16 protein-coding genes are annotated in these 16,274 nt (G+C 38.2%); 3 read left to right on the top strand and 13 right to left on the bottom strand.

Features of this window, described 5'->3' with window-relative positions:
• Window positions 1-394: 394 nt before the first annotated feature.
• Window positions 395-1,288 (bottom strand): nucleotidyltransferase-like protein, encoded by an 894-nt coding sequence (locus tag ACYQ73_RS23155; protein WP_460014590.1) that lies wholly within the window; start codon window positions 1,286-1,288, stop codon window positions 395-397.
• Between the two features lie 209 nt (window positions 1,289-1,497).
• Here ACYQ73_RS23155 and ACYQ73_RS23150 point away from each other — a divergent pair, with 209 nt between their 5' ends.
• Window positions 1,498-1,848 carry a YgzB family protein gene (locus tag ACYQ73_RS23150; RefSeq protein WP_132363284.1) on the top strand — a complete coding sequence of 117 codons (351 nt, stop codon included), beginning with the start codon at window positions 1,498-1,500 and terminating at the stop codon, window positions 1,846-1,848.
• 25 nt (window positions 1,849-1,873) lie between these two features.
• Here the strand turns inward: ACYQ73_RS23150 and perR are convergent, their stop codons facing one another.
• The 3 genes from perR to bcp all read right to left on the bottom strand — a co-directional run bounded on the left by perR (window position 1,874) and on the right by bcp (window position 3,848).
• Window positions 1,874-2,317, bottom strand: coding sequence for a peroxide-responsive transcriptional repressor PerR (gene perR / locus ACYQ73_RS23145; RefSeq protein WP_049668868.1), 444 nt, complete (start codon window positions 2,315-2,317; stop codon window positions 1,874-1,876).
• Window positions 2,318-2,430: 113 nt separating this feature from the next.
• A complete protein-coding gene (locus ACYQ73_RS23140; protein ID WP_460014589.1) occupies window positions 2,431-3,375 on the bottom strand; it encodes a D-2-hydroxyacid dehydrogenase in 945 nt (314 codons plus the stop codon).
• Window positions 3,372-3,848, bottom strand: a complete 477-nt coding sequence (gene bcp / locus ACYQ73_RS23135; protein ID WP_460014588.1) for a thioredoxin-dependent thiol peroxidase — start codon at window positions 3,846-3,848, stop codon at window positions 3,372-3,374. The genes ACYQ73_RS23140 and bcp overlap by 4 nt, the downstream gene beginning before the upstream one ends.
• A gap of 131 nt (window positions 3,849-3,979) precedes the next feature.
• Here bcp and ACYQ73_RS23130 point away from each other — a divergent pair, with 131 nt between their 5' ends.
• Together ACYQ73_RS23130 and ACYQ73_RS23125 are read left to right on the top strand one after the other, a co-directional pair.
• The gene (locus tag ACYQ73_RS23130; protein ID WP_460014587.1) at window positions 3,980-5,266 is read left to right on the top strand and encodes a glutamate-1-semialdehyde 2,1-aminomutase; all 1,287 of its coding nucleotides are present in this window, start codon (window positions 3,980-3,982) and stop codon (window positions 5,264-5,266) included.
• 193 nt (window positions 5,267-5,459) lie between these two features.
• Window positions 5,460-6,548, top strand: a complete 1,089-nt coding sequence (locus tag ACYQ73_RS23125; protein WP_460014586.1) for an FUSC family protein — start codon at window positions 5,460-5,462, stop codon at window positions 6,546-6,548.
• 126 nt (window positions 6,549-6,674) lie between these two features.
• Here the strand turns inward: ACYQ73_RS23125 and nikC are convergent, their stop codons facing one another.
• The 9 genes from nikC to ACYQ73_RS23080 all read right to left on the bottom strand — a co-directional run bounded on the left by nikC (window position 6,675) and on the right by ACYQ73_RS23080 (window position 16,257).
• Window positions 6,675-7,568 (bottom strand): nickel transporter permease, encoded by an 894-nt coding sequence (gene nikC, locus ACYQ73_RS23120; RefSeq protein WP_460014585.1) that lies wholly within the window; start codon window positions 7,566-7,568, stop codon window positions 6,675-6,677.
• 15 nt (window positions 7,569-7,583) lie between these two features.
• Complete coding sequence (locus ACYQ73_RS23115; protein ID WP_460014584.1) at window positions 7,584-8,588, bottom strand: ABC transporter permease; 1,005 nt, start codon at window positions 8,586-8,588, stop codon at window positions 7,584-7,586.
• Window positions 8,589-8,870: 282 nt separating this feature from the next.
• Window positions 8,871-10,487, bottom strand: a complete 1,617-nt coding sequence (locus tag ACYQ73_RS23110) for an ABC transporter substrate-binding protein (RefSeq protein WP_460014583.1) — start codon at window positions 10,485-10,487, stop codon at window positions 8,871-8,873.
• Window positions 10,488-10,508: 21 nt separating this feature from the next.
• Window positions 10,509-11,498, bottom strand: a complete 990-nt coding sequence (locus tag ACYQ73_RS23105) for an ABC transporter ATP-binding protein (protein WP_370079347.1) — start codon at window positions 11,496-11,498, stop codon at window positions 10,509-10,511.
• The gene (locus tag ACYQ73_RS23100) at window positions 11,473-12,486 is read right to left on the bottom strand and encodes an ABC transporter ATP-binding protein (RefSeq protein ID WP_460014582.1); all 1,014 of its coding nucleotides are present in this window, start codon (window positions 12,484-12,486) and stop codon (window positions 11,473-11,475) included. The genes ACYQ73_RS23105 and ACYQ73_RS23100 overlap by 26 nt, the downstream gene beginning before the upstream one ends.
• Window positions 12,487-12,906: 420 nt before the next feature.
• Window positions 12,907-13,119 (bottom strand): hypothetical protein, encoded by a 213-nt coding sequence (locus ACYQ73_RS23095; RefSeq protein WP_460014581.1) that lies wholly within the window; start codon window positions 13,117-13,119, stop codon window positions 12,907-12,909.
• A gap of 106 nt (window positions 13,120-13,225) precedes the next feature.
• Window positions 13,226-14,950 carry an ABC transporter ATP-binding protein gene (locus tag ACYQ73_RS23090; RefSeq protein ID WP_460014580.1) on the bottom strand — a complete coding sequence of 575 codons (1,725 nt, stop codon included), beginning with the start codon at window positions 14,948-14,950 and terminating at the stop codon, window positions 13,226-13,228.
• A gap of 222 nt (window positions 14,951-15,172) precedes the next feature.
• A complete protein-coding gene (gene ntdP, locus ACYQ73_RS23085) occupies window positions 15,173-15,721 on the bottom strand; it encodes a nucleoside tri-diphosphate phosphatase (protein WP_460014579.1) in 549 nt (182 codons plus the stop codon).
• A gap of 356 nt (window positions 15,722-16,077) precedes the next feature.
• Window positions 16,078-16,257: a gamma-type small acid-soluble spore protein gene (locus ACYQ73_RS23080; protein ID WP_402871440.1), complete on the bottom strand. Its 180-nt coding sequence runs from the start codon at window positions 16,255-16,257 to the stop codon at window positions 16,078-16,080.
• Window positions 16,258-16,274 lie beyond the last annotated feature (17 nt).

Here is a 16,274-nt window from a genome sequence, read left to right as displayed (position 1 = left end):
ACGCCGCCAGCGTTCGTCCTGAGCCAGGATCAAACTCTCCATAAAAGAAATTTGATTAGCTCAAATTGTTTTGCTGGCATCATGTTTGATGTCCAAAATTTTGTTTCGTTCACTAACTCGAGGTTAGCTACTAAAAACTTTATTGATTACGTTTTGCTTGTTCAGTTTTCAAGGTTCATGTTGATGTTGATGTCGTTGTTTTTCAGCGACTTCTTCATATTAACATTTAACTCATTTCGTGTCAACAACTTTTTTAGAAAGTTATTTTCGTTCGTCGAGTTAGTTCGTTATGTCTTAGCGACAATTAATATAATACAATATCAACAAATTAAAAGTCAACAACTTTTTACAAAAAAATTATCGAGGTATTTTTCATACCTCGATAACTAGCATACTACAGTCCTTGCTCCATTTCTAGAGCTTCTTTATTTACCTTATAATGACGGTGGAATATCATTTCACTTTTCGCAACGATAGGTTCAATTTGAATATAACCTTTGTCCACTAAATATTCTACGAACACTTCTAAATCTACTGAATAGTTCATGAGCTCATCATGATCGTGCAACTCTTGAATTGTCCAAGTCTCTTTTGTTTGCATTACTTCTAAAATATGTTGAGCGCCGTCTCGAGTACGTGAATGTATTAAAAACTCGCTTGCTAAAAATAATAGCTCTAACCGTTTTTCTATCGGTTCATTACTTGTAACGAGCTCCTCGTATAATTTATAAATCGCTGGTTCTATTTTTTTCACCTGTGCCCAAACAGTTACTTCAGGGTAAAGTCCACTATCAATAATGGATAAACGCCCCAAGTGATGTAACGAATCCACTACATGATTATAAGCATCGAGATAGCTCCCCTTATCAAAGTATTCTTTCCCTTCTAAGTAACGTCGAATTAACTTTGAAAATTGAATACCTGTTTTGATTTTACGACCACTAAACGGAAACTCCTGTAATTCAATTTTTAATTTATGAAGAAATTCATTACGATCAAATAATACTCTACCAAAGAAAATCCAATCGACCACTTTTTTATTTGAGCCAATAAGTAGCCATTTTCGTATTATTTTCTCAGTAACAGTATGTAAAGCTACTTTATTTCCTTCATATAAGTAATGCTTCGAAAAGACTGGCTTTTCTGCTTCCTTTACAATAATAAGTAAGACTGTATCAAATGTATCTGTAACATTACTTTTTTCCTCGCGTTTTTCCACTAAAATAACGCCTAACGTATTCGACTGACTTGCACGTTCCTGATATATCGGACGCAAAACTTGTTCCATGTTCAGTCCCCCTCTATTTGCTTGTTACCTTTTAACTTCATTCAGTGGGTGTCACGGATTTTCACCGTACTCAATTACACCAATGCGAAATTGATTTCGTTAAAATTTCGACATACTCTAAAAGTATTCCTTCTTTCCACATTATCAAAGCTAAAATACTTTGTTCTTATATGTTATAGTAGATTTTAGATTGGGAGGCAAGATGATAAATGAAACCTTACAAAAGTAAAATTAATAAAATTCGTTCATTCGCATTAGCACTTATTTTTATCGGCTTTGTAGTTATGTATGGGGGAATCTTCTTTAAAAACTATCCTATTCTAGTATTAATTTTCATGACTTTAGGTGTACTTTGTATTATTGGTAGTACAGTCGTATATGCATGGATTGGACTGCTCTCAACAAAAGCTGTTCAAGTGGAATGCCCTAATTGTCATAAGCACACAAAAGTATTAGGTCGTGTAGATATGTGTATGTACTGCAATGAACCGTTAACACTGGATCCAACTCTAGAAGGGAAAGAGTTCGACCAATCTTATAATAAGACAAAAAAATCCTAGCCCTCATGTAAGAGCTAGGATTTTTTTATTGTACTTTTGCAGATACATCTTTACACGATGGACAAGTGCCGTAAATTTCTAAGCGATGCGCATGCACATCAAAGCCTGTTACTTGTGATGCAAAATGTTCAATTTCGTCAAGACCAGGATAATGGAAGTCGACTATTTTGCCACAGCATTCACAAATCATATGATAATGATCATTTGTAACGAAATCAAAGCGACTTGAGGCATCACCAAAAGTTAGTTCTTTTACTAGACCAACTTCACGAAATACGCGAAGGTTATTATAGACGGTAGCTACACTCATATTTGGGAATTTCCCTTCAAGTGCTTTATAAATTTCATCGGCAGTTGGATGTGCCATTGTTTGAATTAAATATTCCAAAATAGCATGACGCTGAGGAGTAATACGAACACCAGTTGTTTTTAACGTGTCAAGTGCATCTTGTAAATGCGTTTCAGACATCGTCATGCACCTCTTCCATAAAGATTATTAATTTATAATTGTTATAATTAGTGTATCGAATTTCTCTTACTTCTGTCAACATTCATACACATTTCAATTTCATTAGGATTAATTCAATAGCCTCTTGATAAATCCATCCTATTTTCTAAATCCGTTTCACCACGTAACCACTTCTCTAAACTTGGCTTAAAGATTTCTAAGCTGCGTTCAACATAGCGAGAAGAGTGACTTGAAATATGCGGAGACACGATGACATTCGGGAAAGTCCATAAAGGGTGATCCTCAGCTAAAGGCTCTTGTTCAAATACATCTAAAACAACATAACCAATTTCACCTGCTTGAATGGCATGTACTAAAACATTTTCCTCTACTAAGTTTCCTCGACCAAAATTCATGAAAATGGCATCATTTTTCATCGCTTTAAAATGTTCTTCTTTCAATAAATGTGTCGTCATTTCTGTTTTAGGTAATACAGAAATGACAATATCAGCCTTAGGTAAAGCTTCGATTAATTGGTCAAAGCTCACCATTTCATTCATATACGCCGCTTCGTTCCCTGAACGGTTACAGCCAATTGTCTTAACACCAAATGCTTGCAATAATCGACCTACTTCCGAGCCAATAGCCCCAGGTCCTAAAATAAGTGCTGTACTATCCCGTAGCTCGGTTTGTTTCGCTTTTTTGGACCATTCACTTTTCTTCTGCTGTTCATACATCCAAGGCAGTGCACGCTTAATCGCTAAAATATGAGCAAGCAATGATTCTGCCATTGGTGTTTTATGAATACCACGCACATTCGAAACTAATATCCCTCGTTCAATAATGGCTTGAGCTGGCATTTTTTCGATCCCCGCTGAAGCTACAAAAATCCATTTAACCTTTGTCGCATACTGAATATTTTCATCATTTAAATCTTCACCATATGTGACAAGTACATCCGCCTGTTGCAGCTCATCGTTTGATATGCCATTTTCAAAAATAAAATCAACTTGTGGAAATTCTGCTACTAGTGGCTCACGTAAATCCGGTCTTGGTTCAAACGTAAAATAAATTCTCATTGCTTCGCCTCCCATTCTGCTAAATATGTATATACTTCTTCAATATGATTTTTCACGCGTACTTTACACCAAGCCTTTATCAGGTTTCCTTCTGTATCAATTAAAAATGTCGAACGTTCTATCCCCATATATTCACGTCCATACATCTTCTTCAGCACCCACACGCCATACGCTTCTGCTACGGCATGATCCTCATCCACTAATAGCGAGAACGGTAACCCGTGCTTATCTATAAATTTGGTATGTTTTTTTGCATCGTCAGGGCTAATGCCAAGTACAACTGCATTTAATTTACTAAAATCCTCGTGCTTATCACGGAAGTCACAAGCTTCTGTCGTACAGCCTGGTGTCATATCTTTAGGATAAAAATATAAAATAACATTTTGTCCTTTGAAATCCTCTAACTTTACTGTTTCTCCTTTTTCATTTATAAGGGAAAAATCAGGTGCTTTTTTACCTTCTATTAAAGCCATATCAATCTCCTCCTCTGTACGCTCTATTTTACTCCAAATAACAAAACAAATCATATCCCTTAATTTCTTTGGATTTCTTGTACTGATAGGTCTACAATAGATGAAGTATAAAGATTTAGGAGGCAATATATATGAATCACACAAAATCTGAAGCAGTACACACAGAAGCGCTACAGCATATCGTTGGTGGTGTAAATAGCCCTTCTCGTTCTTATAAAGCAGTTGGCGGAGGTTCACCTGTTGCAATGGCTCGTGGGAAAGGTGCTTATTTTTGGGATGTTGATGGCAACCGTTATATCGACTATCTAGCAGCTTACGGTCCAATCGTTACTGGTCACGGTCATCCACACATCGCAAAGGCTATTACAAACGCAGCTGAAAACGGCACTTTGTTTGGGACTCCAACTGAATACGAGGTTACTTTTGCTAAAATGCTAAAAGAAGCCATCCCATCTATGGATAAAGTACGCTTTAATAACTCTGGTACAGAAGCTGTCATGACAACAATTCGTGTTGCACGTGCTTATACTGGCCGTACAAAAATTATGAAATTCGCTGGTTGCTACCACGGTCACTTCGACTTAGTATTAGTAGCTGCTGGTTCGGGTCCTGCAACATTAGGTACGCCAGACTCAGCAGGAGTTACAACTGCTACTGCAGAGGAAGTAATTACTGTACCATTTAATAACCCTGAAGCATTTACAGAAGCAATGGATAAATGGGGCGATCAAATCGCAGCTATTTTAATCGAGCCTATCGTTGGAAACTTCGGTATTGTAGAGCCTAACCCTGGCTTCCTTGAATTAGTTCATGCCATAGCAAAGGAAAAGGGTGCATTAACGATTCACGATGAAGTTATCACTGCTTTCCGCTTCCACTACGGCGGTGCTCAAAACTTATTAGGCTTAACACCTGACCTAACTGCACTTGGTAAAGTAATCGGCGGTGGTTTACCAATCGGTGCATATGGCGGTCGCAAAGAGATTATGGATACTGTTGCTCCACTTGGACCTGCCTATCAAGCAGGCACAATGGCAGGAAACCCTGCATCCATGCAAGCGGGTATTGCCTGCCTAGAAGTATTACAAACTCCAGGTATTTATGATGAAATGGACCGTCTTGGAGCCATTTTAGAAGAAGGTATCTTGGCTGCAGCCAAAAAACATGATGTAACAATTACTGTTAATCGTCTTAAAGGGGCTCTTACAATTTACTTTACAGATGTGACAGTAGAAAACTATGAGCAGGCTGAAAACTCAGACGGTGAAATCTTTGGTCGCTTCTTTAAATTAATGCTTGCACAAGGCATTAATTTAGCGCCATCAAAATATGAAGCATGGTTCTTAACAACAGAGCATACAGAAGCAGATATTCTTGAAACAATTAAAGCGGTAGATAGTGCATTTTCACAATTATAATTTGTAAATGTAACGGCTAAACGCTTAGTGAGAAGAGCCATTTAGAACAGTTTCAAAAGTTAACTTTTAAAGACGACTCCCCTGTGAGTCGTCTTTTTCTGTAAATGACATACAAATCTATGTATTTTATGAGCACTTCCTTCTATAATGTAAAGAAGCTTAAAATTTTAGACAGAAAGGACATCCATTTTCTATGAAATTAGGTGCCCGTGTATTTAAAACTGGTGTTGCCATCGTGTTTGCACTATTTATTGCTGAGTTGCTAGAGCTACCTTCACCTGTTTTCGCAGGAATTGCAGCAATCTTTGCGATTCAGCCATCTATTTATCGCTCCTATCAAACAATTGTTGAGCAAGTACAAGCTAATATTATAGGAGCTACCATCGCAGTCATTTTTGGCTTGCTTTTTAGTCACCACGTAGTAGCAATTGGCATTGCAGTCATTGTTGCGATCGGTATTATGTTGAAATTTAAACTTGAAAAATCGTTGTCTCTAGCACTTGTTACAGTTGTAGCTATTATGGAATTTCAAGGAGATGACTTTCTTACATTTGGTCTTATTCGCTTTGTTACCATATTAGTTGGGGTGTTAGCAGCATTTGTTGTCAATCTGTTCTTCCTACCACCCAAATATGAAGTAAAGCTTTTCCGTAAGATTTACTTTTTACAGGATGATATTATCCGATGGACGCGACTTGCTGTTCGCCAGGCATCTGAGCATACTTCTACAAAAGAAGCATTAAGCAAATTTAAGTCTCGTATGCAACGAGTTGACACACTGTATGATTTTTATAAGGAAGAGCGTAATTACTTAAAAAATAAAAAGTTTGTTAAAGCACGTAAATTAGTTGTTTATCGTCAAATGATTACAACGTCAAAGAAAAGTTTAGAGCTGCTTCATCGTCTTCATAATCATGAAAACGAATTAGCCCAGCTACCGACGCAATTTCATTTAATGATACAAGAGCGACTTGATTTCCTGCTAACTTACCACGAACAGCTACTACTGAAATATACAGGGAAATTAAAGCCCGAGCATTCCGAGTGGAGTAAACATATTGATTATGTTCAGCGTAACGAGTTAATGGAGATATTTATAAAACAAATAACTTATGCGCATGATGAAGGCGATACAGAATTCTCGAGTTATCACTTGCTTTATATTTTATCTCGTATTTTAGATTACGAAGAAAACCTGGAGCATTTAGATACGCTCATCGTGTCGTATCAGACTCATCATGGCCAAGAAATCAATGTGGAGTTTGAAGAAGAGTTTATTTAACTTCTTTCAGCAGCCCTCGTGCAGGCCTAAGCACAAAGCCGATTCTGGACGTAATTATGTCGAGGCATAATAGATTAGCAAAAGAGCGAAGGGTTGGCATTATATCCATCCCTTCGCTCTTCTGTATTAGCTTTTCATTTTCGGGTCAAGCGCATCACGTAGGCCGTCCCCCATTAGATTAAAACCGAGAACCGTTAACATAATAGCCAAGCCCGGGAAAATCATCGTCCACGGAGCTTTTAATAAATAGATACGGGAATCCGCTAGCATTTTACCCCATTCTGGCGCCGGTGCTTGAGCTCCTAATCCAAGGAAGCCTAATGCCGCCGCTTCAATTATCGCTGTCGCTATCGCTAGCGTTCCTTGTACGATGATTGGCGTCATTGAGTTTGGCAAAATATGCGAGAATAAAATCCGTGAATCACGCATTCCGATGGCCTTTGCTGCTACAATATATTCCTCTTCTTTAACACTCAATACTTTCGAACGAATTAAGCGCCCGAAGTTCGGCACGTTAATAATGGCAATGGCAAGCAATGCATTTTGTAATGATGGTCCAAGTACTGCTACTATCGCAATAGCTAGTAAAATACTAGGGAATGCTAACAGAATATCAAAAATACGCGAGATTATCGTATCAATCCATCTTCCATAATAACCTGCAATAATGCCAAGGAAACTACCTACAATTACAGAAAGAATAACCGAAAAAAAGCCTACCTTCAAAGAAATGCTAGCTCCATGTATAACTCTAGAGAAGATATCCCGCCCGAAGTCATCTGTGCCGAACCAATGTTCACTTGACGGTGCTAATAAACGGTTCGAAAGATTTTGTTCATTAATTCCTTCAGGAGCAATCATCGAGCCAAATATAGCAAGTATAATAAAAAATAGTACAATGCCTGCACCTGCTAGGGAGATTTTGCTCTTTTTAAAGCTACGCCAGCCTTCTCTCCAAGGACCTGCCGCTCGTTCACGACTTGGTGCTACTTCTGTTTTTATATTTATCGCTCCAGTCATTATCGCTTCCCCCCTCTATTTGTATTTAATCCGTGGATCTATCACTGTATACAGTAAATCCACAATTAAGTTAATCATGATAAAAATAAATGCAATTACTAAAATACCTGATTGAATAACAGGATAGTCACGGAAGCCAATGGCATCATAAATATAACGACCAATTCCAGGCCAGCTGAAAATCGTCTCTGTTAAAATGGCACCACCTAGCAGTAACCCTGTTTGCAAACCGATTACTGTTAATACCGGGATAACTGCATTTTTCAATGCATGCTTATAAACAACAATAAACATTTTTTGCCCTTTTGCTCTAGCGGTGCGTACATAGTCAGAGCGCATGACTTCAAGCATAGACGACCTAGTCATTCTTGCAATAATCGCCATCGGTATTGTCGCAAGAGCTATGCCCGGTAATACTAATCGTTTTAATACTTCAGTAAATTGATCGAAGCGACCTTGTATTAACGTATCCAGTAAATAGAAATGAGTAATGGTGGTTATTGGATCTCGCACATCTTCTCGCCCAGATGTCGGGAACCAGCCAAGCTGATTACTGAAAGCCCATTGTTCCATTAAACCAAGCCAGAAAACGGGTATAGACACCCCGATTAAAGCAACTACCATTGCCACATAATCGAACCAAGAATTTTGAAACCAGGCAGAAATAATGCCTGCATTTACTCCAACAATCACTGCGATAATCATGGCAAATAGCGCTAGCTCAGCTGTTGCCGCTAAATACGGGAAAATTTCCTCTGATACAGGCAATTTAGTACGTAATGATACTCCTAAATCCCCCTGAAAAATGCCACCTAAATAACTAAAATATTGTGTATACCACGGCTTATTTAATCCTAAACTTGCGTTTAACGCTTCGACCGCTTCTTTCGTTGCCTGCTGTCCTAAAATTACTTGTGCTGGATTACCAGGAATTGCACGAATTAACATGAAAACGATGAAAGTCATTCCAAGCAAAACTGGGATTAATTGAGATAAACGTCTTCCCATATAGTGAAGCATTTTCTTCACCCCTCTGTTATTTTCATAATATACTTTTGTATGAAAAGCATTGAAGTCTTTACACATACTGTAGAAAGGGTCAGCCTTCACCAAACGGTTCCGGACGCAATTATGCCAAGGCATAATTGATCGTTTAGATGATTGGTCTTTCATACAGAAAAAAATACCTCTAGCTTGTAAAAAGAATCCGCTAGATTCCTACGGCTTACCCGCAGAAAGCAAGCAGATTCTTTAAAATAATTCCCTCTTAAATTAAAACCTGTTCAAGACAGCTCTTTAATCCTACTTCATATCAACCGCTTCTAAACGGTCAGAACCTGTTGGATGTGCAATATAGTTTGTAACTTTAGTGTTAGCAGCTAAAATTGGAGTAGAGTGAGCAATTGGAACCCATGGTGCATCTTTAGAGATAATCTCTTGTGCTTGCTTGTAAAGGGCATTACGCTTGTCCTCATTCATTTCAGTTTGCGCTGCAACTAATAGTTTGTGCACTTCTTGGTTGTCATAGAATGTATAGTTGTTAGAATGAATATTATCTCCGTCTAATAAAGTGTAAAGGAAGTTATCCGCATCTCCGTTATCACCTGTCCAACCAAGTAAGAACGCATCCGCTTCTCCCTTTTCCGCCTTATCTAAATACGTAGCCCATTCAAACGTTACAATCTTAGATTTCATACCAACATCTGCTAAATTTTTCTGAATGGCTTCCGCAATTTTTTGACCATCAGGCATGTACGGACGTGGCACAGGCATTGCCCATAGCTCGATTTCTTTACCATCATAGCCAGCTTCAGCTAATAATGCTTTTGCTTTTTCTGGATCATATTCATAGCCTTTAATGTCATCGTTGTAGCCTGCAACTAATGAAGGCATTGGATTTTTTGCTGGCTCGCCTAAGCCTTCATAAAATGCATCTACTAATGCTTGCTTATCGATTGCATAATTTACTGCTTGACGAACTTTTTCGTTATCGAACGGTGGACGTGTTACAGTTAATCCAAGGTAGCCAACATTCATAGATGGTCGTTCGATTAATTGTAAATCTGCATTTGATTCGATGGAAGCTTTATCAGATGGACTTAAGCCATCAACTACATCAACTTCTTTGTTAGTTAATGCATTGAATCGCGCGGAGTTATCTGGAATAGAACGGAAAATAACTTTATCTAATTTCGGCAAATCTGCAATACGGTAATCTGGGTTTTTCTCTATTGTGATGGAATCATTTCGTTTCCACTCTACAAATTTAAATGGACCAGTACCTACTGGATGATCTTTAAGTGCCTCATCATCTTTTTCAAATGCTGCTGGTGAAGCAATAGCAAATGGAGACATCGCTAAATTTTTCAAGAATGGTGCTTGTAGTTGAGAGAGTTTAAATATAACTTTATAATCACCATCAGCAGTAATTGACTCAATTACTTGCTTTCCACCTACCGTAAATTGAGAGGCATAGTACGGGAATTTTTCAGCACCACCAGCTTTCCAGCGCTCAAAATTTTTCACGACCGCTTCAGCATTAAAATCAGTACCGTCATGGAACTTAACCCCTTCTTCAAGTTGCATCGTGTACGTTAATCCATCTGCTGAAGGTTCCCAAGATTTTGCTAGCCCTGGCTGCAATGTTACATCTTGCTCTCCAAAGTTAATTAGAGTCTCATAGATGTTAACCGTAACTTTAAACGATTCACCTTCTGTTACTGTCGCTGGATCGAGAGCAGTGGAATCTGTTCCACGACCATACACTAATGTTTTTGGTCCACCGCTAGCTTTATCGCCACCACTTGAAGTATCTTTACTACCCGCATCCTTAGTATCTGAGCCACCACAAGCGGCTAAGATTGTCGAAAGAACAAGGATAAGCATTACACCCAAAGTCCAAAGCTTCTTTTTCTTCATTGAATTTCCCCCTAAGTTTTTTTATATCATTGAATGTTGGATTGCATCATATAGATGGCAAGCAACATAATGACCCGGTTTCACTTCTTGCATTTTTGGAACTACTTGAGAGCATTCTTCTTTTTTAAATGGACATCTTGTATGGAAAGTGCACCCGCTTGGCGGATTCGAAGCACTTGGAATATCTCCAGAAATAATGAGCTGTTCACGTTCAAACGTAGGATCTGGGACAGGTACCGAGGATAGCAGTGCCTGAGTATATGGGTGAAGTGGCTCAGCATATAAATCCTCACTTGCTGTCAGCTCCACTAATTTCCCCAAATACATTACGCCTACACGATTGCTAATATGGCGTACAACCCCTAAATCGTGGGAAATAAAAATATAGGTTAGCTTTAAGTCCTTTTGTAAGTTTTGCAATAAATTCAATACTTGCGCCTGTATGGACACATCAAGTGCAGAGACAGGCTCGTCCGCAATAATTAAACGTGGATTCGTCATCAGAGCACGGGCAATACCAATCCGCTGTCTTTGGCCACCACTAAATTGATGTGGATACCGTTTCACATGATATTCATTTAACCCAACAATTTCGAGAAGCTCTAATACCTTCTGTTTCCGTTCCTTTGAATTACCCATTCCATGAACAATAAGAGGCTCCTCCAATATTTTCCCAATATTATGCCTAGGATTAAGAGAAGCATAAGGATCCTGGAAAATCATTTGAATGTCTCTACGGGCTTTGCGCATTTCATTGTTCGATAATTCAGAAATCATTTTACCTGCGAATTCAATCTCGCCCTCTGTTGGCTCAAGCAATCGCATTAAAAGTCGACCAGTCGTTGATTTACCGCACCCAGACTCACCTACAATGCCTAATGTTTCTCCTTCAAAAACTTCAAAGGAAACATCATCCACTGCCTTTACGTCTCCAACCTGTGTATTCAAGGCACCCTTCCGAATGGGAAAATACTTTTTCAAACCATCAACTTTCAACAACACTTTCGACATGTTGCTCCACCTCCTGTTTCTCTAGTAAAAAACATCTCGATTTATGCTGCTCTGTTGCTTCATATAAAGGTGGTGTTTCTTGTATACAGCGGTCCATCGCAAATTCGCAACGCGCTGCAAAACGACAGCCTTCCTGAATACTTCCAGGCTTAGGTACACTACCTGGTATAGAGTAAAGATTGTCCTTTTTATAACGCATATCCGGTACTGATTTAATAAGCCCTTGTGTATAAGGATGCTTTGGATTAACGAATATCTCCTGAATAGGTGCCTCCTCTACAATTTGACCTGCATACATCACAATAACTCGCTCGCATGTTTCTGCTACAACGCCTAAATCATGTGTAATTAATAATACAGCTGTATTTAAACGTTTATTTAAATCTTTCATAAGCTGCAAGATTTGAGCTTGAATCGTAACATCTAATGCAGTAGTCGGCTCATCAGCAATCAATACCTTCGGATCACAGACAAGTGCCATCGCAATCATGACCCGTTGTCGCATCCCCCCCGATAGCTGATGTGGATAATCTTTTAATAATTCCTCAGCTCGTGGTAAACCTACTAGTTTCATAATTTCAATTGCCCTTGCATAGGCTTCTTTTTTCGACCATTTTGGATTATGAATTAAAATCGCTTCTTTTAGCTGATCCCCAATTGTAAACAAAGGATTTAAGGATGTCATAGGCTCCTGAAAAATCATCGCCACATCTTTCCCACGAATTTTCTGCATTTGTTTATCAGATAATGTTACGAGGTTTTTGCCATCTAATAGTATTTCTCCACCCGTTATTTTTCCTGGGGGCGATGGTATTAACCCCATAATGGACAGTGATGTGACACTTTTCCCACTTCCCGATTCCCCTACAATCCCTAATATTTCTCCCTCATGAACAAAAAAATCGATATCATCTACGGCAGGAATTTGTCCATCATCTGTAAAAAAGGTTGTCTTCAAACCTTTTATTTCCAGCATCTTTTTTTTCATGATCAATCGCCCCATCCTACCCATATTTTTACTTAATTACATTCGCTATCACTCAATTCCCTATTTTCAGATAATTCTAACCAAAAACTACTGCTCTTTCAATCATTATTATTCTGCAATTAACATAGATTTTCTACATCGTTCGAGTTCTATATTAACAATGTCTTATTAGTCGATAACATTTTGAAAATATAACAAAAAAATAGCCTTCCATTTATGTTAAATGGAAGGCTATTTTTAGAATATTCATCATCAAAAGTTGGGGATGACATGACTCTTTCACTTTCGCACAGAAAACATTGGTTTCCTCGTCACCCTAGAAAAGCGACAGTCAGGACGAAAAACAACATCAAGTTATTGTGAAGGTTGAATTTCCAATAATTTTTTTGGTCAATCATTAAATTTTGGGATGACATTTTGTTACAAACGTATGTCATGTGGATAAGTTGATTGGAGTGGAGACTGGGCGACTCCTTGGGGATCAGCAATAGTGGAACGAAGGCTAAAAGCATCACATCCTGTGATAACGCCTTCGTGACCAACATCGTGTTGGCCCGAGACCCTGCAGCGAAGCGGCTCATCGGACGCCCCCAGGAAGCTCTGCTCTGCGCGAAAGCGAAGCGTCAGCAACAAATGTTTTCTGTAGCGAAAGCAAAGCGACAGCTACAAAGCGCCCAGTCGGAACGGAAATCAGCCCTACACTATGATGGCGAGTCAGATTTTTTCTATTTAGGGTGTATCAATCTAAATGTTGCACCTGGAATAAATTAAAGTAAGTCCCCTCTTTTTGCATTAATTGCTCGTGCGTACCATTTTCAATTAATTGTCCATGATCTATAACAAAAATTTTATCTGCATGTGTAATTGTAGAAAGTCGGTGAGCAATTATAATGGTCGTGCGTTCATGTGCAAGTACATCCAATGATTCTTGAATAAGTGCCTCACTTTCTAAATCCAACGCAGAGGTTGCTTCATCCAGTATTAAAATAGGGGGATTTTTTAAAAATACACGAGCGATTGCTACTCGCTGCTTTTGTCCACCTGATAACTTCACACCGCGTTCCCCGACTTTTGTGTCATAGCCATTTGGCAAGCTCATAATAAAATCATGTGCATTTGCCGCTTTTGCTGCAGCAATAACCTCTTCATCAGAAGCATCTGGCTTGCCCATTAAAATATTTTCTTTTACCGAATCACTGAACAGAATATTATCCTGTAACACTATTCCAATTTGTGAGCGTAAAGAATGTAATGATACGTCACGTACATCATATCCATCAATAGTCACTGCGCCACTCGTTGTATCATAAAAGCGAGGAATTAAACTAATGATCGTTGATTTTCCTCCACCGCTCATTCCTACAAATGCAACTGTCTCTCCAGGGTTAATCGTGAAATTGATGTTGTTTAAAATTTGTGAGCCATCTTCTTCATATTGAAAGTTCACATTGTCAAAGCGAACTTCACCCTTTACTCGAGGTAGCTCTACCGCATTTGCCTTGTTTTTTATTTCATAAGGTTCGTCCATTAATTCAAACATGCGATCCATCGATGCAAATGATTGTGTTAACATCGTCGATGAACTTACAAGACGACGGAGTGGACCATATAGTCGTTCGATATAGGCGATAAAGGCTACCATTGTCCCAACTGAAAGTGGACCATTAATAACCTGATAACCTGCATAAGCAATGACTAGGAGAGGTGCTACATCCGTGATTGTATTCACCACCGCAAAGGATTTAGCATTCCATTTCGTATGGTCTAGTGCCTTTTCTAAAAATTCACCATTTGCTTCATCGAATAATTTTTGCTCATGCTTTTCTAGCGTGAAGCTTTTAATAATACTCATTCCAGCTACACGTTCATGCAAATAACTTTGCACACCCGCAAGTGCTTGTGATCGTTTACGTGTTAAAGATCGAAGTTTACCAAAGAAGTACTTCACACTAAATGCATAGAATGGGAACGCAACTAATGCTACTAGCGTAAGCTTAACATCCATAGCAAGCATAATACCGATAGCAATAACAATTGTCGCAAGGTCAAGCCAAACGTTCATCAAGCCTGTCATGATAAAGTTTTTTGTTTGTTCCACATCATTAATCACTCTTGATATAACATCGCCAGCTCTTGTATTCGCATAGTATCTTAAACTTAGTCGCTGTAAATGTGCATATATTTGTTTTCGAATATCGAAAAGCACTTTGTTGCTGACATGCTGAGCATAATATTGACGGTAATACTCGATCGGTGGTCGAATAATAAAGAATACAATGATCGTACCACCTAACCAATAAAACAGTTCTTTTGTCTTCTCTGCATCCGTTAGATGATCTGCAGCGATAATATCATCTAACACAATTTTTATGAGCAATGGGATAAATAACGGAATCGCAAACTTCACTATACCAATTAAAATCGTTAAAATAATTTCCCATGTATATGGTTTTACAAATCTCATATAACGCTTTATACTACCCAATTCATTATCACATCCTTATTTTAAAAGCCTCGCTCTTATGTAATACATAAAAAGAAACAGACATCCACAAACTGAATGCCCAAACGTATTATAGCAATATTTTGTTTTAAGTACATTTAATTTAGCTTTATCACTAACTATTTTACAATCCGATTGTTGAAGACATAAAAAAACACCCATTAGTAAAACTAATAGGTGTAACTAACAATCATCTGCTTGCATATCGAGCTGAAACTTATAACGGCTTGTCCAGGCATCGATGAAATCAGGTGCAAAGGGTCCTCTTTTTTGTTGAATCCAGCTAATTAATTTATCGACATTGCGCTTTAAAATTTTATCTATGACATCTGGATAAGACATTTCCTTACGATGTAGCTCATATTCATCCTCATCTAAGAGTGAATAAGACATATCAGGGAAAACTTTAATGTCTAAATCATAGTCAATATATTTAATGGCATTATTATCGAAAACAAATGGTGAGCTTAGATTGCAATAATAATACACACCGTCCTCACGTAGCATGCAAATGATATTAAACCAGTGCTCCGCATGGAAATAACAAATAGAAGGCTCTCTCGTTAGCCAAGTACGACCATCGGATTCTGTCACAAGTGTCCGTTCATTCGCACCGATAATGATATTTTTCGTTCCTTTTAAAACCGTTGTTTCTTGCCAAACACGGTGGATACGGCCATTGTGCTTATAACTATGTATTTGTATCGTTTCTCCTTCTACCGGTATTGCCATCTTTGAAGCCCACCTTTTCGTCTATGCTACCTAAATCTAGCAGTCTCTAGTATATTATAGCAATGTGTACGCGAAAGGTGTAGTTAGAAAACCACAAATTTCCCTGCGCTCTTTTAAATTTGTACAAAATTTCGTTAATTTGAAGCGAATTGTATCATAACAACAACCCAATTGGAATTTTTTCGCTTATATTTATCATCAGATTGGGTTTTTTCTTCTGAATCTGAGCAGTTTCCTCGGCTACCCGATCAATTTTCTCATCTTGCTATATAAAAATTAAAAAGGAGCTGCCTTTTTAATCTTTTCGATTTTAGACAGCTCCTTAGAGGTAAATGCAATTATGCAATTACAAAGTGTTATTCACCAAGATCTTGGTTAGTTTTATTGAAGTTACCTGAAGCTTGAGTTTTGTTTTGCTCTGCTTTAGCATTTTGCTTTTGCACTTCATTAACGTCTGTTTCATAACCAAATTCTTGACTTTGACGTTGCATGTTTTTATTCGGTTGTAAATTTTGGTTGTTGTTTTGCTTTTTCATTATTCATTCACCTCCAC

Source organism: Lysinibacillus sp. CTST325 (genome assembly GCF_054665055.1).
Note: the sequence above shows the minus strand (reverse complement) of the source record. Positions and strands in the feature narration are given on the sequence as shown.